This window comes from Bordetella petrii, from assembly GCF_017356245.1.
Taxonomy (GTDB): domain Bacteria; phylum Pseudomonadota; class Gammaproteobacteria; order Burkholderiales; family Burkholderiaceae_B; genus Bordetella_A; species Bordetella_A petrii_D.
The window spans coordinates 3425840-3442949 of record NZ_JAFMZZ010000001.1 but is presented as its reverse complement, the minus strand read 5'-3'; the positions used below and the strand labels follow the sequence as shown (position 1 = coordinate 3442949).

Here is a 17110-nt window from a genome sequence, read left to right as displayed (position 1 = left end):
CGCCAAAGAGACAATCTGTCTCTGTGATAACTACGGTTTGCCTTTGCCAAAGGATGGCTTGCGCGCGGCCGGCTCGGCCGAGCGCCGCGTATCGCCGGCCTGCGTCAGCATGGCGATCAGCGTGCGGGTGAACAGGGGCAGCGAGGCCACGCTGCGGGCGCATATCATGGACTGGCGCACGGCCCAGTCGTCTTTCAGCGCGGCCACGTGTATGTCCATCACGCGCGCGCAGCGCCGCGCCGCCGAGGCCGGCAGGATGCCGATGCCCACGTCGGCCTCGATCATGCGGCAGATGGTTTCGAAGCTGCCGGCATGGATGCGGAAGCCCAGCTGCTTGCGCAGGCCCTGCGCCTGCCGCGTCAGGAAGCGGTAGATGGCGCTGCCTTCCTGCAGCCCCACGTAGTTGAAGTCCAGGGTCTCGCTGAAATCGACGGCGCGCCGGCTGGCCAGGGGATGCCCGGCCGACGTGGCCAGCACCAGAGCCTCGCTGCAATAGGGCAGCAGTTCCAGCCCGTCGGCGGGCGTGTCGCCCGACACGATGGCGATGTCCGCCGACCCGTCCGCCACCGCGCGCGCGCCTTCGTCGCTGAGCTTTTCGCGCAGCGTGATGTCCACATTGGGATGGCGCGCCAGGTATTCGCGCAGCACGTCGGGCAACGAGGCGCTGATCGACGTGGCGTTGGCGTACAGGCGGATATGGCCCTTGAAACCGTCGCTGTGTTCGTGCAGGTCACCACGCAGCCGTTCCAGTTGGGCCAGCACGGTCTTGGCGTGGTGCAGCACGGTCTCGCCCACCGGCGTCAGGGTGGTGCCCTGTTTCTTGCGGTACAGCAGCTTGGCGCCCAGGGTTTCTTCGAAAGTCTTGATGCGCAGGCTGGCCGATGGCAGCGACAGGAACGAGCGCTCGGCGCCCTTGGTCAGGCTTTGCTCTTCAGCGATGTTGACGAGCAACTGCATGTCTATCAGGTCGAAATGCATCCTCATACTGGCCTACCTTGGTCCATGATCGCCATACCGGATCATAGCTTGCAGGCAACGGGCCAGCCCCGCGGGCAGTGCCGCTAGTCGAACGAGAATCCGTTGGCGCGCGCGTGGGTGTAGATGCCGCCATCCTGGACCACCAGGATCGCCGCGCGGCGCGGGCCGCCATTGTGGTGCGAGTGATAGGAATACGGCGGGGTGATGGTGGCCGCGCTGCGTCACGCCGGGCTCCAGCGTGTTGTACCCCAGGGTTAGCGTGGGCGAGATGTTGCGGCTTTCCAGTTGTTCGTCGTACGAAAAGAACAGCGCGCGCCGCCGTGCCGGCTTCCTGGTCCAGCTGGTAGATGGCGGCGACCTGGCGCGCGATTTCGCCGGCCGGGTAATGCACCGCGCGTATCCGTATTGCTCAGGTGTCAGGCTCCGCCAGGTGCCTGACACCGCCGTAGGCCACAGCCATCTCAGTCCTGCGGTGTCCGACACCCTGCGGGAGTCGGACACCTGGCAATAGCCCGGAAACCATGCAATCGGCCTCAACGTAGCGCCATGGGCGCCAGACACCGGAGTGTGCGGCGGCCATCTCAATTGCGATGTCAGGCACGCCTGCCGGCGCCTGGCTTTTTGCCGCTTTGCCGCCGCTATGCCGCCGCGGGCATGGCGTACCACAGCGCCGCGAAGAAATGGCAGGCCGTGCCCGCCAGCACGAACAGGTGCCACACAAAATGCGCGTAGCGCCAGCGCGAGTCGAACACGAAGAACACCACGCCGGCGGTATAGGCCAGGCCGCCGGCCAGCAGCAGCCACAGCCCGCCGGCGGGCACGTTTTCCAGCACCGGGTCGACCGCGATGGCCACCAGCCAGCCCATGGCCAGGTACAGGCCGGTGGACAGGACAGGGCGGTCGAGCCGCCGGCTGGCCTTCAGCGCCACGCCCAGCGCCGCCAGCCCCCATACCAGGCCCAGCAGCGTCCAGCCCCACGGCCCGCGCAGCGGCCCCAGGGTGAACGGCGTGTAGGTGCCGGCAATGAGCAGGTAGATGGCGGAGTGGTCCAGCACGTTGAACAGCCGCTTGGCGCGGCCGTGCGGCAGGGCGTGGTACAGCGCGGAAGCCAGGTACAGCAGGCACATCGAGGCGGCGAAGACGGCGGTGCCGGCGATCAGGGCGGCGTCGCCCTGGCGGGTGGCGCCCACGATCAGCAGCGGCGCGGCCAGCAGGGCGCCCAGCGCGCCCAGGCCGTGGCTGACGCTGTTGGCGATTTCTTCTCCCGGAGTCTGGGGGCGGTCGGTGGGGGGCATGTTGAAGCGGAGGGCGCCCGGGGGCGACAGGTTGGGTATGCAGTACCACACATTAGGCGTTTGCGCCGGGTAGTTCAAGGCGCGGCTGGCTTTGCGCTTGATCTTGCGCAAGGCCATTTCGGGTGGCCATGCGGCTTGTAGAATCGTGGCTATTCGTCCCTACGCCGGAGTGCCGCCATGTCTTGCGCCGTATCCATCCGTTCTGTGCGCCCCGATGATTTTGCCGCCTGGAAGCCGCTCTGGGACGGCTACAACGCATTCTATGGCCGCACCGGCGTCACGGCACTGCCCGACGACATCACGCGCACGACCTGGGCGCGTTTTTTCGATGGCTACGAACCCATGCACGCGCTGGTGGCCGAGGCCGACGGCGCCCTGCTGGGGCTGGTGCATTACCTGTTCCACCGCAGCACCACCGCGCTGGGCCCCAACTGCTACCTGCAAGACCTGTACACCCTGCCCGCCGCGCGCGGCCGCGGCGTGGGGCGGGCGCTGATCGAAGCCGTGTACCAGCAAGCGCAGGCGGCGCACTGCGGGCGGGTGTACTGGCAGACACAAGAAGGCAACGCCACGGCGCGCCGCCTGTACGACCAGGTGGCCGACCAGTCGGGCTTCATCGTCTACCGCAAGGTTTTCTAGGGCCGCGGGGGGCGTAGAATGGGCAGCCGTTGCCCCGGGGCGGCATGCCCCGGCCCACACGGAGATTCCCATGGCGATATCGATGTATCAAGCTTCCGTGCCCGTATTCGTGCGCGGGATGGAAGTACTGGCTGCCTTGCTGGACAAGGGCGTGGAACATGCCCGGGCGCAGGGGCAAGACCCCGAGGCGCTGGTGCAGGCGCGGCTGGCGCCCGACATGTATCCGCTGTCCGGCCAGGTGCAGCGCGCCAGCGATGCCTGCAAGCTGGCGCTGCAGCGCCTGACCGGCGCCGAGGCGCCGCGCTTTGCCGATGACGAAACCACCTGCGCGCAACTGCAGAAGCGCATTGCCGATACGCTGGGCTATCTTAACGGCGTGAACGAAGCCCAGCTGGCCGGCGCCGAAAGCCGCGAGGTGGTGATCCGCTTCAAGGATTTCGAGCAGTCGTTCCGCGGCGATGCCTACCTACTGAGCTTCGCGCTGCCCAATTTCTTTTTCCACATCACCACCGCCTACGACATCCTGCGCCATGCCGGCGTGCCGATCGGCAAGCGGGATTACCTGGGGCCGTACCGCTAGCGATGCGGTTGCGGCCCTGGCGTATGCCTTGGCCGGTATTCAGGACTGCGGCTGCCCGCAGCCGTCCGGGAACGCGGCGCGCATGTTTTCCTGGATCTGCTCGGGCGTGTAGTCGTGCTGGTGGGTGGCCACCGACCACAGGTGCCCCACCGGATCGGTAAGCTGGCCGTAGCGGTCGCCCCAGAACATGTCGGTGGCCGGCATGGTGATGGTGGCGCCGGCCGCCTGGGCCTGGGCCATGGTGGCATCCACGTCTTCCACATACAGGTGCAGGTACACCGGCGAGCCGTTCAGGGCCTTGGGGCCGGAACTGCAGCTGGGGAAGGCGTCGGCCAGCATCAGCGTGGAATCGCCGATGCGCACGCTGGCGTGCATGATCTTGCCTTCGGGGCCGGGCAGGCGCGCCATCTCGACCGCGTTGAAGGCCTTGACGTAGAAATCAATGGCCTGGGCCGCGCCTTCGCATATCAGGTGCGGGGTCAGGGTGTGCATGTCATCGGGAATGGGTTTCGCGGTGGCCATGATGGGCTCCAGAGTGGGCGGCGCCGGGGTGGCAGGCCGCTATGTGGGTACGACGGCCGGCGCGAGGCTGGATCGACAGCCTGGCCGGCTTTTTTTGCAACAATGGTGTTACACGGCGACCAGGGTGCGGAATCCGCCCCAGGCCATGCGCTTCATGTCGAACACGCCCTCGGGGCACTGGCCCAGGCGCGGGTCGGCCATGACGGCGGCGTTGATGCGGTCGCGGTCGGCCTTGCTGGGGTACAGGATCCAGGCAAATACCACCACTTCGTTTTCGCCCGCGCCGGCTGCCTGAGTGAACGACGCGCAGTTCGGGTCCATATTCAGCTCGTCGCCCACGCATTCGCGGTAGTCGAGGGCGCCGTGTTCTTTCCAGACGGCGCCTGCGGTCGAGGCCATGGCACGGTAGGTTTCCAGCTTGTCTTTCGGGACGGCGAGCAGGAAACCGTCTACATACTGTTCTTGCATGGCAATGCTCCTGGTTTTGTGGGGCCCGCGAGGCCGAACGGCTACTGTATCGGGAAAACCGCCCGTCGCCGATGGGGAATTGCGACAATCTTGCGGGTGGATTGCGACAGCCCTGTGGCGGTATGCTGGCGCCATGAAACACGTCGCCTTCCTGCTGCCCGCCGGGGCGAATATCGCCTCGCTGGAGACCGCCCGCCATGGTTTCATGGCGGCCAACCAGTATCTGCGGGCGCAGGGCCGCGCGCCGTGTTTCGCCGTGCGGCTGCTGGCCGCCACGCCGCGGGTGCTGCTGGACGAGGGGCGCATCCAGGTGCAGGCCGACGCCGTGCTGTCCGACCCGGGGCCGGTGGATATCTGCGTCGTGCCGCCGCTGCTGACGCCCGAGCCCGACGCGGCGGTCGACAACCAGGCGCTGGTGGAGTGGGTGGCGCAGTATTACAAGAACGGCGGCGAGCTGGCCTGCCTGTGCCTGGGCGCGGCCCTGCCCGCGGCCGCCGGCCTGCTGGACGGCCGCCGCGCAGTGGTGCACTGGGCGGCGCAGCCGCTGTACGCCCGGCGCTTTCCGGCCGTGCAATGGGTGAGCGACCGCATCGTCATGGCCGAGCAGGGCCTGTACACCAGCGGCGGCGCGTTCTCGGCCGCGCACCTGGTGCTGCACCTGATCGAAAAATACACCGACCGCGATACCGCCATCTGGTGCGCCAAGTTCTTCCAGCTGGACTGGAGCCGCCAGAGCCAGCTGCCGTTTTCGGTGTTCGTGGGCCACAAGGCGCACACCGACGATACCGTGCGCGCGGTGCAGCAGCACATCGAAACCCGCTACGCCGAACGCCTGACCGTCGAGGCGCTGGCCAGCCGCTACGCCCTGGGCCGCCGCACGCTGGAACGGCGCTTCCGCCAGGCCACCGGCAACAGCATCGTCGAATACCTGCAGCGCATACGCGTCGAGGCGGCGAAAAAGCAGCTGGAAAGCTCCCGCAAAACCGTAGCCGAAGTCATGTACGAAGTCGGCTACAGCGATACCAAGGCGTTCCGGGACATCTTCAGCAAATACTGCGGGATGTCGCCGGTGGGGTATCGGGAGAGGTACCTCTAGCCTTTGTTTTGCGTTGGGGTGTGTGTGTGGTTCTTCTGGCGTCGGATGGCGGGGGCGTGAGGGCCTTGGCTTCACGGTGACGTCCGGGCGCCCCGCGCGCCCGGGCCCGTCCCCGAGGCGCCGCGGCCCCCACGCCCCCGCCATCCGACTCCCGGTGTCCGCACATTGCCGCATCGCCGGGGCTGGTGGGGTTCTTGCGTTTTTGGCTTGCGGCTTTTGAAAGGAAAAAAAACTTGTGGGGCCGGAAATTCAAGCTGCCCAGCGCAGCTTGAATTTCCATTCAGGCATTGTCATGCCGCCGCGCGCAAACTGTGCTCTGGGAAGCGCTGTGCCCGATGTGCTTCGAGCAGACTCACAAAAGTCGCCATGCGAATGGCAAATCAAGCTGCGCTGGGCAGCTTGATTTGCCGGCCCTGCAAGCTTTTCTTCTTTTGAAGGGCGGCGACCCAAGCATGCAAGAACGCAATCCGTTCCGGCAGCATGGCGAACGACGATCGGTGCGAGTCGGAGCGGGATGGCGTGAGGGCCGCGGCGCCTCGGGGACGGGCCCGGGCGCGCGGGGCGCCCGGACGTCACCGTGAAGCCAAGGCGCTCACGCCACCCCGCTCCGACGCCGCAAGAACAGCCAAGCCACACCTGCCAGACCGTTTCAGTCCACACTCGCCCCCGACTTCTTCACTACTTCGGCCCAGCGCGGGATTTCGCTGGCCATCAGGTCGCGCAGTTGTTCGGGCGAGCTGCCCACCAGTTCCATCCCCATGGTCTTGCCCAGTTTTTCCTGCACGTCGGGTTCTTTCAGGATGGCGGCGATTTCCTTGGACAGGCGGTCGACGATGGGCTTGGGCGTGCCCTTGGGGGCGTACACCGCCTGCCACGATGCCATCTGGAAGCCCGCCACGCCGGCTTCTTCCATGGTGGGCGTGTCGGGGGCCAGCGCGATGCGCTTGGGCGTAGTCACGGCCAGCAGTTTCAGCTTGCCGTTTTGCAGCAGGGGCAGGGCGGCGGTCATCTGGTCGAACATGAAGGTCACCGCGCCCGACGACACATCCACCATCGCGGGCGGGGTGCCCTTGTAGGGCACGTGGGTCAGCGGCACGCCGATGGTGTCGGCGAACAGTTCGCCGGCCAGGTGCGTGGACGTGCCGGGGCCGGACGAAGCGAAGGTGCGCTTGGCCGGGTCGCGCTTGAGCAGCGCGATCAGGTCGGCCACCGAGTTCACGCCCAGGTTGGGGTCGACCAGCAGCACGTTGGGCAGCGTGGCCACCAGCGTGACGGGCTCGAAATCCTTCACGGGGTCGTAGCGCAAGTTCTTGTACAGGCTGGCGTTGATGGCATGGGTGCTGATGGTGCCGCCGAACAGGGTGTAGCCGTCGGCCGGCGCCTTGGCCACATAGGCCGCGCCGATAGCGCCGGCCGCGCCCGGCTTGTTTTCCACCACCACGCTCTGGTGCAGGCGTTCGCCCAGCTTCTGGGCCAGCAGCCGGCCCACCACGTCGGTAGAGCCGCCCACGGTAAAGGGCACGACGTACGAGATGGCCTTGTCGTTGGGCCAGTCGGCCGCGTGGGCGGACAGGCCGCTGGCGGCCAGCGCGGCCGCGGCCAGGGTCAGGGCCAGATGGCGCCGTCGGATCGGGTTCATGTGTTGTCTCCGTGTTGTGGGTGTAGGTATGGGACGATGGCGGTGCGCCTCAGCGTCCGTGCTGCGTGCGCCACGCGGCATAGCGTTCGCGCGTGGCGGGGTCGGTGGGCGGGTACAGGCCGGCAATGCTGCGGCCGTCCAGCACTTCGCTGGTGACGAAGTCTTCGAATGCGGTCATTTCCTGGGCTTCGCGCGCGATGTCGTCGGCGATGCCGGCGGGGATCACCACCACGCCTTCGCTGTCGCCCACCACGATGTCGCCCGGAAACACCGCCACGTCGCCGCAGCCGATGGGCACGTTCAGGTCCATGGCCTGGTGCAGCGTCAGGTTGGTGGGCGCCGAGGGGCGCTGATGGTAGGCGGGCATGTCCAGCTGGGCGATCTCGGGCGAATCGCGGAAGCCGCCATCGGTGACCACGCCGGCCACGCCGCGCTTCATCAGGCGCGTGACCAGGATCGAGCCGGCCGAGGCGGCGCGCGCGTCTTTGCGGCTGTCCATGACCAGCACCGCGCCGGCCGGGCAGGACTCGACCGCCACGCGCTGCGGATGCTTCGGGTCTTCGAACACCTGGATGGTGTTCAGGTCTTCGCGGGCCGGGATATAGCGCAGCGTATAGGCCGGGCCCACCATATTGGGCAGGCCGGCGCGCAGCGGGCGCACATCCTGGATGAACTGGTTGCGCAGGCCGCGCTTGAACAAGGCGGTGCACAGCGTGGCGGTGCTGACCGCGGCCAGGCGCGCGCGGGTGGTATCGGACAGGGTGGTCATGGCAAAGTCGTGATCAGGTCGGGCAATGGGCGGGTCAGAAAATGTCGGGTTCGGCCACGGGCGCGCCGAAGCCGGTTTCCAGGAAATCGAAATCGCAGCCGTCGTTGGCCTGCAAGATGTGTTGCGCGTACATCCAGCCGTAGCCGCGCTCGTAGCGCTTGGGCGGCGCCACCCAGGCGGCGCGGCGCCCGGCCAGTTCGGCGTCGCTGATGTTCAGGTGGATGCGGCGCGCGGGCACGTCCACGGTGATGAGGTCGCCTGTGCGCACCAGCGCCAGCGGGCCGCCCACATAGGCTTCGGGGGCGGCATGCAGAATGCAGGCGCCGTAGCTGGTGCCGCTCATGCGCGCATCCGACAGGCGCAGCATGTCGCGCACGCCCTGCTTCACCAGCTTTACCGGAATCGGCAGCATGCCCCATTCGGGCATGCCGGGCCCGCCCTGCGGGCCGGCGTTGCGCAGGATCAGGATATGGTCGGCGGTCACGTCCAGGTTCTCGTCTTCTACCGCGGCCTTCATGCTGGGGTAGTCGTCGAACACCAGCGCCGGGCCGGTGTGCTGCAGGTAGCGCGGCGCGCAGGCGCTGGGCTTGATCACGCAGCCGTCGGGCGCCAGGTTGCCCTTGAGCACCGCCAACGCGCCTTCCTGGTAGATGGCCTGGTCCAGCGGGCGGATGACGTCGTCGTTGTAGACCGCCGCGCCGGCGATGTTCTCGCCCAGGCTGCGGCCCGTGACCGTGGCCGCCGACAGGTCCAGGTGGCTGTCGGCCAGGCGCGACATCAGGCCGGGCAGGCCGCCGGCGTAATAAAAGTCTTCCATCAGGTAGGTGTCGCCGCTGGGCCGGATGTTGGCAATAACCGGCACCTTGCGGCTGGCCGCGTCGAAGTCTTCCAGGCCCACGGCGCAGCCGGCGCGGCGCGACATGGCCACCAGGTGCACGATGGCATTGGTGGAACAGCCCATGGCCATGGCCACGTTGATGGCGTTCTTGAACGAGGCTTGCGTCAGTATTTTTTGCGGCGTCTGGTCTTCCCACACCATTTCAACCACGCGCCGGCCGCACTCGGCCGACATGCGCATGTGGTTGACGTCGGCCGCCGGAATCGACGACGCGCCCGGCAGCGTCAGGCCGATGGATTCGGCGATGGCCGTCATGGTGCTGGCCGTGCCCATGGTCATGCAGGTGCCGTAGCTGCGGGCGATGCCGCCTTCGACCTCGGTCCAGTCCTGCTTGGTGATGTTGCCGGCGCGGCGCTCGTCCCACAGCTTCCAGGCGTCGGAACCCGAGCCCAGCACCTTGCCTTTCCAGTTGCCGCGCAGCATGGGGCCGGCGGGCAGGTAGATACAGGGCAGGTTGGCGCTGATGGCGCCCATGATCAGGCCCGGCGTGGTCTTGTCGCAGCCGCCCATCAGCACCGCGCCGTCCACCGGGTGGCTGCGCAGCAGTTCTTCGGTTTCCATCGCCAGGAAGTTGCGGTACAGCATGGTGGTGGGCTTGACGAAGGATTCCGACACCGAAATGGCGGGCAGTTCCACCGGAAAGCCGCCGGCCTGCAAGATGCCGCGCTTGACGTCGTCGACGCGCTGCTTGAAGTGGCTGTGGCAGGGGTTCAGGTCGGACCAAGTGTTGATGATGGCGATCACCGGGCGGCCGGCCCAGTCTTGCGGGCCGTAGCCCATTTGCATCATGCGCGAGCGGTGGCCGAAAGAACGCAGGTCGTCGTGCGCCATCCAGCGGGCGCTGCGCAGGTCGTCGTAAGAGCGGGTCATGGGGGCGGTTCGTGTCAGGGTTGAAGGATTAAAACACTAATATATTAGTACGTCAATGGCAGGGCCGGCCGCTACAATCGGGTCATTCTTGTTGCCAGATTCGCCCATGCCCACGCTGCAATCCCTGCCTGCCGACCTGCGCCTGGACCGCTCGCGCCACGCCGCGCCGCAGGTCTTCGAGAAACTGCGCGACCTGATCGTGTCGCTGGAACTGAAGCCGGGCGAACCTTTGGCGCGCGGCGAACTGGCCGAGGCCTTCGGGCTCAGCCAGACGCCCATCCGCGATGCGCTGAGCCAGCTGCGCGACGAGGGGCTGGTGGATATCTACCCCCAGCACACCACTGCGGTCAGCCGCATCGACATCGCCGCGGCGCGGCAGGCGCATTTCCTGCGCCGTTCGCTGGAACTGGAGATCGTGCGGGTGCTGGCCGGGCGCGACGATCCGGCGCTGGTCGAGCGGCTGCGCGCGCACATCGACATGCAGCGCGCCAATCGCGGCGCCGACCGCTACCAGGGCTTTCTGGACGCCGACCGGGCCTTTCACCGCGAGATGCACCAGGCCGCGGGAGTGGCGGGGCTGTGGGAACTGGAACAGCGCTACAGCGGCCATGTAGACCGGCTGCGGCGGCTGCACCTGCCCGAAACGGGCAAGGCCGACCGCATCTTGCGCGACCACCAGCGGATCGTGGACGCGATCGCGCGGCAGGACGCCGGGGGGGCGCAGGAGGCGCTGCGCGAGCATCTGTCGGGCACGCTGAGCCAGGTGGATGAAATCTGCGAGCGCTATCCGGATTACGTGCGGAAGGGGTGAAGGGGGTTGTTCGGCCGGACGGTGGGCGACGTTCTTCTGGCGTCGTCGCGGGGTGGCGTGGCTGCCTTGGCTTCACGGAGCCGTCCGGGCGCCCAGCGCGCCCGGGCCCGGCTCCGAGGCGCCGCGGCAGCCACACCGCCCCGCAACGACTCGCAGCTGTGGCCATTCCCTGAGCGGCTGGGACGAGTTGGGTTCTTGCATTTTTGGGGGCCGCTTTTGAAAGAGAAAAAGCGTATGGGGCCGGCCATCGTCGCCGCCCTGCGCGGCGACGGTGGCCATTCGGTATGTGTGGCGCGTGCGCCGCGCCGGCTGTCAGGCTTCGAAGGAGCCTGATGCCGGCAGTGTGCGGTGCCTGCGACTGTTCATTCGGATTTTTGGTGGCGATAGACCCGCGTATCGCGCAGCGCGAAGCCGCATGATTCGTACAGTCGATGGGCTGCCTGCCGGCTGGGGTTGGAGGTCAGATCCAAAGTCTTGGCGCCCAGTTCGCGGCTGCGGGCGATGGCGGCGCGTGTCAGCGCCGCGCCGGCGCCAAGGCCGCGGGCCTCGCTGTCTACCACGACATCTTCGATCCAGGCGCGTACCCCGGTGGGAATGCGGAAATGCACCAGGGTCAGCGTGCCCACGATGCGCCGGTCTGTCTTGGAGAGCGCAACGAATACGTCGGTGCCGGGGGCATCGATGATGGCCTGCAGGTCGGCCAGCGCCAAGATGGGCGCCGTGCGCGACAACTGGGGCAGCAGGCGTGCGAAGGCTTCCACCAGCACATCATCGGCATGCGCCACGCTGGTGATTTCTACGTCCGGTTCTCGGGTGATGGAAGGCATGGATGATGCTCCTCTGCGTTTGGGAATGTACGCACTATGACTATAAGAGAGTGCCGATCTGTCTGATATTCAGGCCGTCGCCGCCCGCTGATACCTGCCTTATGTTGGACTGATATGTGCCAACCATCGACGTGTTGGCTTTATTGACAACATATCGTTGTGTTGGCATGATAGATAGAAAATCTTCCCGACTGATCATTAACTTCAAATCCGTTGATGAAAGCGGAGCCATCATCCAAATGGTGGTCTGGCAAGTTCCTCATTCGGTTCCTCCTTCGCTTCATAGAATCAAGTATCGGCTTGTCTACGTGGTTAACGGTGAGCGAGTCCTGGGCTTTGATAACGAACGAGGAAAAGGCGATCATCGACACTGGGGTAATGAAGAAAGCCCTTATCACTTTGTCAGCATCGATCGTCTGATCGAAGATTTTCTGGCTGACGTAGCACGCCACAAAGAAGCATCATGATCCGTAAACTGACTATCACCATTACTCCAGACTGGAGATCGGCTTTGCGTGGCGCGGCTGGTCGAGCCAAGGCAGGGCTTTTGCAGCAGCGATACCGGGGCGAAGTTCTGAATTTTGAAAGCCCAGGTGCTTTTTTTGCGCACCTGACGGAACGGCGATGGGCATTGATTACTGAGTTACTGGGTACGGGAGTGGTCGGCGTGCGCGAATTGGCCCGGCGACTGGGGCGTGACGTGAAACGTGTGCATGAAGACGCAAGCGCGCTGGTGGCGTTAGGGCTGCTTGAACGTACAGAGCAGGGCGCACTGTTTTGCCCTTATGCCGACATCCATGTGGATATGCACCTGGTCAGGCAGGCGGCCTGACTCTCGAAGGCGGCCGGCTGGTCCAGGTGTCTGGCTCCGCAGGTGCCAGGCACCGCAGTGTGCACAGGCTGTCTCAATAGCACGGTGTCTGGCACCCTTCGGGAGCCAGACACCTGGGGCGGCCCGGGGCGCCGCGGGAACCTACCTTCCCACCGCATACGCCTGCATCAGCCGCGGCGTGGCGGCGGCATGCAGCAGGCCGTCGGCATCGCGCGAGGCGGCGGTCAGGCGGCCGGTGGACCATTCGGGTTCTTCCTCGATCACATGCCCGCGCGCGCGCAGGTCGGCGATGACTTCGGGGCCGAACGAGGCTTCCACGGCCAGGTGGCCGGGCTTGCGGTCGCGCGGGTAGAACGACGACGGGAAGTGCATGGTGTGCGACATGGGCTGGTCGATGGCTTCCTGCAGGTTCAGCCCGTAGTGCACATGGCGCAGGAACAGCAGCAGCTGCCATTGTTCCTGCTGGTCGCCGCCGGGCGTGCCGAACACCATGTAGGGCTGTCCGTCGCGCAGCGCCAGCGAGGGCGTCAGCGTGGTGCGGGGCCGCTTGCCCGGCGCCAGCGTGCCGGGCAGGCCGGGTTCCAGCCAGAACATCTGGGCCCGCGTGTTCAGCGGGAAGCCCAGGCCGGGAATGACCGGCGACGACTGCAGCCAGCCGCCCGACGGCGTGGCCGACACCATGTTGCCCCAGCGGTCGATCACATCCACGTGCGTGGTGTCGCCGCGCTTGGCCGAGGCGCGCATGTCGGCCAGCGTGGGCTCGCTGCCGGGCGCGCCCACCGGCGTTACCTTGGACAGGCGCGCCAGCACGTCCATGACCCGGTCCACCTGGCCCTCGAAGCCCGGCACGCGGCCGGGCCGCAGCTCGTGCGAGGCCAGCCGGCCGATCAGGGCGCGGCGTTCGTCGTTGTAGGCGTCCGACAGCAGGTGCTGCAGCGGCACGCGCACGAACGACGGGTCGCCGTAATAGGCTTCGCGGTCGGCAAAGGCCAGTTTCATGGCCTCGGTGATGTGGTGCACGAACTCGGCCCCGTTGGGGCCGGGGCTTTGCAAATCCAGGCCTTTCAGCAGCGCCAGCGTCTGCAGGAACACGGGGCCCTGGCTCCACGCGCCGGCCTTGGCCACGGTGTAGCCGTGGTAGTCGTAGGTGGCGGGGCCGTCGTAGCTGGCCGACCAGCCAGCCATGTCGTGCGCGGTAAGCACGCCGCGGTGCGGGGCGCCGCTTTCGTCCATGACTTCGGTGTGGCGCGCATACTGGTCGATGGCCTGCGCCACGAAGCCGCGGTAGAAGGCGTCGCGCGCCGCGTCGATCTGGCGCTCGCGGTCGCCGCCCACGGCCTCGGCCTCGCGCAGCACGCGGCGCCAGGTCTCGGCCAGCCAGGGGTTGCGGAACAGCTTGCGGGCCTGCGGCGGGGCGCCGCCGGGCAGGTAGACCTGCGCCGTGGTGGGCCAGTGGGTGGCGAAGAAGTCTTTCAGGCCGGCGATGGTGTTGGCGATGCGCGGCATCAGCGCGTGGCCGTGGTCGGCGTAATAAATGGCCGGTTCGAGCACATCGCGCACGCGCAGGGTGCCGTGGTCGCGCAGCAGCAGCATCCAGGCGTCGAACGCGCCGGGAATCACCGCCGGCAGCAAGCCGTTGCCGGGAATCAGCGCCAGGCCCAGCGACTGGTAGTGTTCCAGCGTGGCGCCGGCCGGCGTGGGGCCCTGGCCGCACAGCACTTCGGTGCGGCCGGTGCGCACCGAGTGGAACACCACCGGCACTTCGCCGGCCGGGCCCACCAGGTGCGGTTCCACCACCTGCAGCACGAAGCCCGCCGCCACGGCGGCGTCGAAGGCGTTGCCGCCGCGCTCCAGCAGCGACATGCCGGCGCTGCTGGCCAGCCAGTGGGTCGAGGTCACCACGCCGAAGGTGCCCAGGATCTCGGGCCGGGTGGTGAACATGCGGTAGCCGGAATCGATGCTCATTGCTTGGCCACCGTCACGCCCTTCAGGCGGATCAGGCCGTCGGGGTAGGGCACGAAGCCCTGCACCTTGGCCTGGGTGCCGAAGATCCACGGCAGGTAGAACAGGTAGATGCGCGGATCGTCTTCCTGCATTTTCTTCATGGCCTGCGCGTACAGGTCGCGGCGCTTGCCTTCGTCGGCCACGCTGCGCGCCTCGTTCATCAGCTTGTCCATGCCGGCGTCGCAGTACTTGGCGTCGTTCAGGCTGCCCTTGCAGGTGATGTACTGGTAGATGTTGCCGCTGGGGTCCACGCGGCCCGACCAGCCGGTCTGGCCCACTTCGAAATCGCCGCGCGGCAGCGCCGACTGCAGGGCGGCGAATTCCATGGGCCGCAGCGAGATATCGAAACCGGCTTCCGCGCCCATGGCCTGCACCAGCTCGAACACCTGCTGCATGGTGGTGTTGTTGCCGAAGGTCAGCTCGAACTTCACGCGGTCGTAGCCGGCCTGCTTCAGCAGTTCTTGGGCCTTTTTCGGATCGCGCCCGGTGCGCTCGATGCTCTTGTCATACGCGAAGCTGGCCGGCGGAAAGGGCTGGTAGGCCGGCTGGAACATGCCTTCGCCCACCACCTGGTTGATCACGTCGCGGTCGATGGCCAGGTCCAGCGCCTGGCGCACGCGCTTGTCTTTGGCCAGCGGGTTGTCGGCGCGCGGGCCGTTGGCGATGTTGATCGAGATGGCCTGGTAGCCCAGGCCGGTGACCGGCGCCAGCGTCAGGTTGGGGTCTTCTTTTACCGTCTTGACGTCGCTGGGCGCCACGCGCTCGATGATGTCCAGCCCGCCCGAACGCAGGTTGTTCAGCCGCACCGTGGTGTCGGGCATGGGCGTGAAGACGACCTGGTCGAAGTGGTAGTTGTCCTTGTCCCAGTACTTGTCGAATTTTTCCAGCACGATGCGGTCGTTCTGCACGCGCTCTTTGAACTTGTACGGGCCCGAGCACACCGGGTGGCGGCCCGGGTCTTTGTCGAACGTGGCGGGCGACAGCATCATGCCGGCGCGGTCGGACAGCTGCGACAGCAGCGAGGCGTCGGGCTGCTTCAGGTGCAGCACCACGGTGCGCGCATCGGGCGCGTCCACGCTGGCCACCGACGCCAGCTCGCTCTTGCGGTTGCTGTCGGGCAGGGTAATGGCGCGCTCCAGGTTGGCCTTCACCGAGGCCGCGTCGATGGGCGTGCCGTCGTGGTACAGGGCGCCCTGGCGCAGCGTGAAAGTCAGCGTCAGGCCGTCGTCGCTGGTTTTCCAGGACTCGGCCAGCTGCGGCACGAACTTCAGGTCGGGCGAAATATCCACCAGCTTGTCGCACAGCGAGGCGAACACGATGCGGCCCACAAACGTGCGGGCGCGGGCCGGGTCGAGCACATCGGGGTCGTCCTGCAGGCCGATGCGCATGGTGGATTGCGCGGCGGCGGCGGCGCTGGCAAGCAGGCCGGCCGCGGCCAGGGCGAGACAAAGGCTACGCATGGGTCGCATGGCAAGAATCCTTTCTGGTAGTTGAACGTAATAGAAGCGGGCGCCGCGGCGCCAATGGTGTCAATCTACCAAATCGGACGACGATGCGCGCGATTGCTGGCGGGCCGCCCAGCGCAGGCTGTGCAGCCACGACAGCCGCGCCGGATGCACGATGGCGCGCAGCGCGCGGGCGTAGTCCAGCACCAGCCCGGGCGTCCAGGCCATGGTGGTGGCGCGCTTGCGCACCTGGGCGGCGATCCACAATTCCGGCATCAGCAGCGTGCGCAGCACGCGCCGCCAGGCGCCGGCCTCATGTTGCAGTGCGCCATCCAATGCGGCTTCCAGGGCGAACGACACGGTGCTGGAGCAGTTGCGGTAGGTCAGGTTGTAGATTTCGTGCTGCCGATAGGCCTGCCAGAAGCGCTGCAGCCCGGCCGGGTTGTAGTGGTGAAACAGGATCTGGCGGGTCGACGGGCACCATGCCGCCGATTCGGTGGGATAGTCGGGCTGGAATTCGCCGGGCACGTCGTTGTCGCGCGTGGCCTTCAACAGGCGGAAAAATTCGGACGGCGAACGGTCGATGTCCACCGCCGGGTACAGGCTGATGTAGGTGGCAGGCGGCAGTTCCAGCGCCGCGTGGCCGGTAGAGATCACGCCCTTGGCATCGACCGCCGCGATATAGCGGTTGATGACCGGGCGCGGCACCGGCTCGTGCTTGGACGAGCCTTCAGGTGTCCACACGTGCACCACCAGCGGTGACTGCACCGGGTCCATGGCGCCGGGCACCGGGTCGGCGGCCGCCTCGGGCGCGGGCTTGCGATGCCAGTTCGGAATCAGGTCGCGTGGGGCCAGCAGCTCGAACACCGAGCGGCCGTCGCGCATTTTGCGGGCGCGCCGCGCGATGCGCCAGGTGCTGATGCCGCCCACCAGCAGGGTCACGCCCACGAACTCAGACAGCGTGCCGTGATAGTGCGTGGGGTAGGGCTGGAACAGGAAGATGGCAAACGCCATCTGCGCCAGCCCGCCCAGGAAGGCCTGCTTCCAGTGCGGAAACCGCACCACCCACGACGAGGCCATCTGCAGCGTGCCCATGACGAAATACGCCAGCCCGAACACGATGGCCAGCATCAGGTTGCTGGTTTGGCGGCCCGACAGGATCAGCACAGCAATGAACAGGAACAGCCCGCCCTTGAAATACAGCACCGCCTTCTGCGCGCCCACCCCGCCGGAGGCCACGCTGAGCGTGACCAGGCTTTCCAGCAGCAGAAAGGCGCCGAATACGTGCACCGGAAAATACCGCACCCCGTCCAGGCCGTCGACGATGATGAACAGGCCCAGGGCCGCCCAGCCGGCGCCCAGCCAGGCCAGTATCCCGGCCTGGCGCCGTACGAAATCGGCGCCGAACAGCAACAGCGCGATCTGGATCATCGGGGT

General features: G+C 66.9%; 17 protein-coding genes. 6 read left to right on the top strand and 11 right to left on the bottom strand.

The window, feature by feature from the left end:
• Nucleotides 1-30: 30 nt before the first annotated feature.
• Nucleotides 31-984 (bottom strand): LysR substrate-binding domain-containing protein, encoded by a 954-nt coding sequence (locus J2P76_RS16490; protein ID WP_207408755.1) that lies wholly within the window; start codon nt 982-984, stop codon nt 31-33.
• 632 nt (nt 985-1616) lie between these two features.
• Entirely contained in the window at nt 1617-2273 is a 657-nt protein-coding gene (trhA, locus tag J2P76_RS16485; protein ID WP_207408754.1) for a PAQR family membrane homeostasis protein TrhA, read from the bottom strand.
• A gap of 177 nt (nt 2274-2450) precedes the next feature.
• Here trhA and J2P76_RS16480 point away from each other — a divergent pair, with 177 nt between their 5' ends.
• Together J2P76_RS16480 and J2P76_RS16475 are read left to right on the top strand one after the other, a co-directional pair.
• The gene (locus J2P76_RS16480; RefSeq protein ID WP_207408753.1) at nt 2451-2912 is read left to right on the top strand and encodes a GNAT family N-acetyltransferase; all 462 of its coding nucleotides are present in this window, start codon (nt 2451-2453) and stop codon (nt 2910-2912) included.
• A gap of 70 nt (nt 2913-2982) precedes the next feature.
• On the top strand, nt 2983-3492 hold the full coding sequence (locus tag J2P76_RS16475; RefSeq protein ID WP_207408752.1) for a DUF1993 domain-containing protein: 510 nt from the start codon (nt 2983-2985) through the stop codon (nt 3490-3492).
• Nucleotides 3493-3531: 39 nt separating this feature from the next.
• On the opposite strand, the gene J2P76_RS16470 is transcribed toward J2P76_RS16475, so the two are convergent.
• Together J2P76_RS16470 and J2P76_RS16465 are read right to left on the bottom strand one after the other, a co-directional pair.
• Complete coding sequence (locus tag J2P76_RS16470) at nt 3532-4014, bottom strand: VOC family protein (protein WP_207408751.1); 483 nt, start codon at nt 4012-4014, stop codon at nt 3532-3534.
• A gap of 108 nt (nt 4015-4122) precedes the next feature.
• Nucleotides 4123-4482, bottom strand: coding sequence for a DUF1428 domain-containing protein (locus J2P76_RS16465; protein ID WP_207408750.1), 360 nt, complete (start codon nt 4480-4482; stop codon nt 4123-4125).
• A gap of 133 nt (nt 4483-4615) precedes the next feature.
• Between J2P76_RS16465 and J2P76_RS16460 the strand changes: the two genes are divergently transcribed.
• The gene (locus J2P76_RS16460) at nt 4616-5578 is read left to right on the top strand and encodes a GlxA family transcriptional regulator (protein ID WP_207408749.1); all 963 of its coding nucleotides are present in this window, start codon (nt 4616-4618) and stop codon (nt 5576-5578) included.
• Nucleotides 5579-6227: 649 nt separating this feature from the next.
• Here the strand turns inward: J2P76_RS16460 and J2P76_RS16455 are convergent.
• From J2P76_RS16455 to araD, 3 genes are read right to left on the bottom strand one after another with little or no spacing between them, the layout of a single operon-like run.
• Nucleotides 6228-7217, bottom strand: a complete 990-nt coding sequence (locus J2P76_RS16455; protein WP_207408748.1) for a Bug family tripartite tricarboxylate transporter substrate binding protein — start codon at nt 7215-7217, stop codon at nt 6228-6230.
• Nucleotides 7218-7266: 49 nt separating this feature from the next.
• A complete protein-coding gene (locus tag J2P76_RS16450) occupies nt 7267-7986 on the bottom strand; it encodes a ribonuclease activity regulator RraA (RefSeq protein ID WP_431603404.1) in 720 nt (239 codons plus the stop codon).
• A gap of 34 nt (nt 7987-8020) precedes the next feature.
• Nucleotides 8021-9754 carry an L-arabinonate dehydratase gene (gene araD, locus J2P76_RS16445; RefSeq protein WP_207408747.1) on the bottom strand — a complete coding sequence of 578 codons (1734 nt, stop codon included), beginning with the start codon at nt 9752-9754 and terminating at the stop codon, nt 8021-8023.
• A 106-nt stretch (nt 9755-9860) separates the two neighbouring features.
• On the opposite strand from araD, the gene J2P76_RS16440 reads away from it, so the two are divergent.
• Nucleotides 9861-10565: a GntR family transcriptional regulator gene (locus J2P76_RS16440; protein ID WP_207408746.1), complete on the top strand. Its 705-nt coding sequence runs from the start codon at nt 9861-9863 to the stop codon at nt 10563-10565.
• A gap of 362 nt (nt 10566-10927) precedes the next feature.
• On the opposite strand, the gene J2P76_RS16435 is transcribed toward J2P76_RS16440, so the two are convergent.
• Complete coding sequence (locus J2P76_RS16435) at nt 10928-11392, bottom strand: GNAT family N-acetyltransferase (RefSeq protein WP_207408745.1); 465 nt, start codon at nt 11390-11392, stop codon at nt 10928-10930.
• A gap of 116 nt (nt 11393-11508) precedes the next feature.
• Between J2P76_RS16435 and J2P76_RS16430 the strand changes: the two genes are divergently transcribed.
• Together J2P76_RS16430 and J2P76_RS16425 are read left to right on the top strand one after the other, a co-directional pair.
• The gene (locus tag J2P76_RS16430) at nt 11509-11859 is read left to right on the top strand and encodes a toxin-antitoxin system TumE family protein (RefSeq protein ID WP_347565327.1); all 351 of its coding nucleotides are present in this window, start codon (nt 11509-11511) and stop codon (nt 11857-11859) included.
• The gene (locus tag J2P76_RS16425; RefSeq protein ID WP_207408744.1) at nt 11856-12224 is read left to right on the top strand and encodes a hypothetical protein; all 369 of its coding nucleotides are present in this window, start codon (nt 11856-11858) and stop codon (nt 12222-12224) included. Before J2P76_RS16430 ends, J2P76_RS16425 begins: the two co-directional genes overlap by 4 nt.
• A gap of 141 nt (nt 12225-12365) precedes the next feature.
• Here the strand turns inward: J2P76_RS16425 and J2P76_RS16420 are convergent, their stop codons facing one another.
• From J2P76_RS16420 to J2P76_RS16410, 3 genes are all read right to left on the bottom strand, one after another.
• Entirely contained in the window at nt 12366-14165 is a 1800-nt protein-coding gene (locus tag J2P76_RS16420) for a gamma-glutamyltransferase family protein (RefSeq protein ID WP_207409237.1), read from the bottom strand.
• Between the two features lie 20 nt (nt 14166-14185).
• Nucleotides 14186-15688, bottom strand: coding sequence for an ABC transporter substrate-binding protein (locus tag J2P76_RS16415; RefSeq protein ID WP_207408743.1), 1503 nt, complete (start codon nt 15686-15688; stop codon nt 14186-14188).
• Between the two features lie 69 nt (nt 15689-15757).
• Nucleotides 15758-17104: an HdeD family acid-resistance protein gene (locus J2P76_RS16410; RefSeq protein WP_207408742.1), complete on the bottom strand. Its 1347-nt coding sequence runs from the start codon at nt 17102-17104 to the stop codon at nt 15758-15760.
• Nucleotides 17105-17110: the final 6 nt, after the last annotated feature.

Excerpts from the sequence above, each read along its gene's own strand:
- J2P76_RS16490 (WP_207408755.1), bottom strand. The coding sequence starts at position 984 with ATGAGGATGCATTTCGACCTGATAGACATGCAGTTGCTCGTCAACATC.
- trhA (WP_207408754.1), bottom strand. The coding sequence starts at position 2,273 with ATGCCCCCCACCGACCGCCCCCAGACTCCGGGAGAAGAAATCGCCAAC.
- J2P76_RS16480 (WP_207408753.1), top strand. The coding sequence starts at position 2,451 with ATGTCTTGCGCCGTATCCATCCGTTCTGTGCGCCCCGATGATTTTGCC.
- J2P76_RS16475 (WP_207408752.1), top strand. The coding sequence starts at position 2,983 with ATGGCGATATCGATGTATCAAGCTTCCGTGCCCGTATTCGTGCGCGGG.
- J2P76_RS16470 (WP_207408751.1), bottom strand. The coding sequence starts at position 4,014 with ATGGCCACCGCGAAACCCATTCCCGATGACATGCACACCCTGACCCCG.
- J2P76_RS16465 (WP_207408750.1), bottom strand. The coding sequence starts at position 4,482 with ATGCAAGAACAGTATGTAGACGGTTTCCTGCTCGCCGTCCCGAAAGAC.
- J2P76_RS16460 (WP_207408749.1), top strand. The coding sequence starts at position 4,616 with ATGAAACACGTCGCCTTCCTGCTGCCCGCCGGGGCGAATATCGCCTCG.
- J2P76_RS16455 (WP_207408748.1), bottom strand. The coding sequence starts at position 7,217 with ATGAACCCGATCCGACGGCGCCATCTGGCCCTGACCCTGGCCGCGGCC.
- J2P76_RS16450 (WP_431603404.1), bottom strand. The coding sequence starts at position 7,986 with ATGACCACCCTGTCCGATACCACCCGCGCGCGCCTGGCCGCGGTCAGC.
- araD (WP_207408747.1), bottom strand. The coding sequence starts at position 9,754 with ATGACCCGCTCTTACGACGACCTGCGCAGCGCCCGCTGGATGGCGCAC.
- J2P76_RS16440 (WP_207408746.1), top strand. The coding sequence starts at position 9,861 with ATGCCCACGCTGCAATCCCTGCCTGCCGACCTGCGCCTGGACCGCTCG.
- J2P76_RS16435 (WP_207408745.1), bottom strand. The coding sequence starts at position 11,392 with ATGCCTTCCATCACCCGAGAACCGGACGTAGAAATCACCAGCGTGGCG.
- J2P76_RS16425 (WP_207408744.1), top strand. The coding sequence starts at position 11,856 with ATGATCCGTAAACTGACTATCACCATTACTCCAGACTGGAGATCGGCT.
- J2P76_RS16420 (WP_207409237.1), bottom strand. The coding sequence starts at position 14,165 with ATGTTCACCACCCGGCCCGAGATCCTGGGCACCTTCGGCGTGGTGACC.
- J2P76_RS16415 (WP_207408743.1), bottom strand. The coding sequence starts at position 15,688 with ATGCGTAGCCTTTGTCTCGCCCTGGCCGCGGCCGGCCTGCTTGCCAGC.
- J2P76_RS16410 (WP_207408742.1), bottom strand. The coding sequence starts at position 17,104 with ATGATCCAGATCGCGCTGTTGCTGTTCGGCGCCGATTTCGTACGGCGC.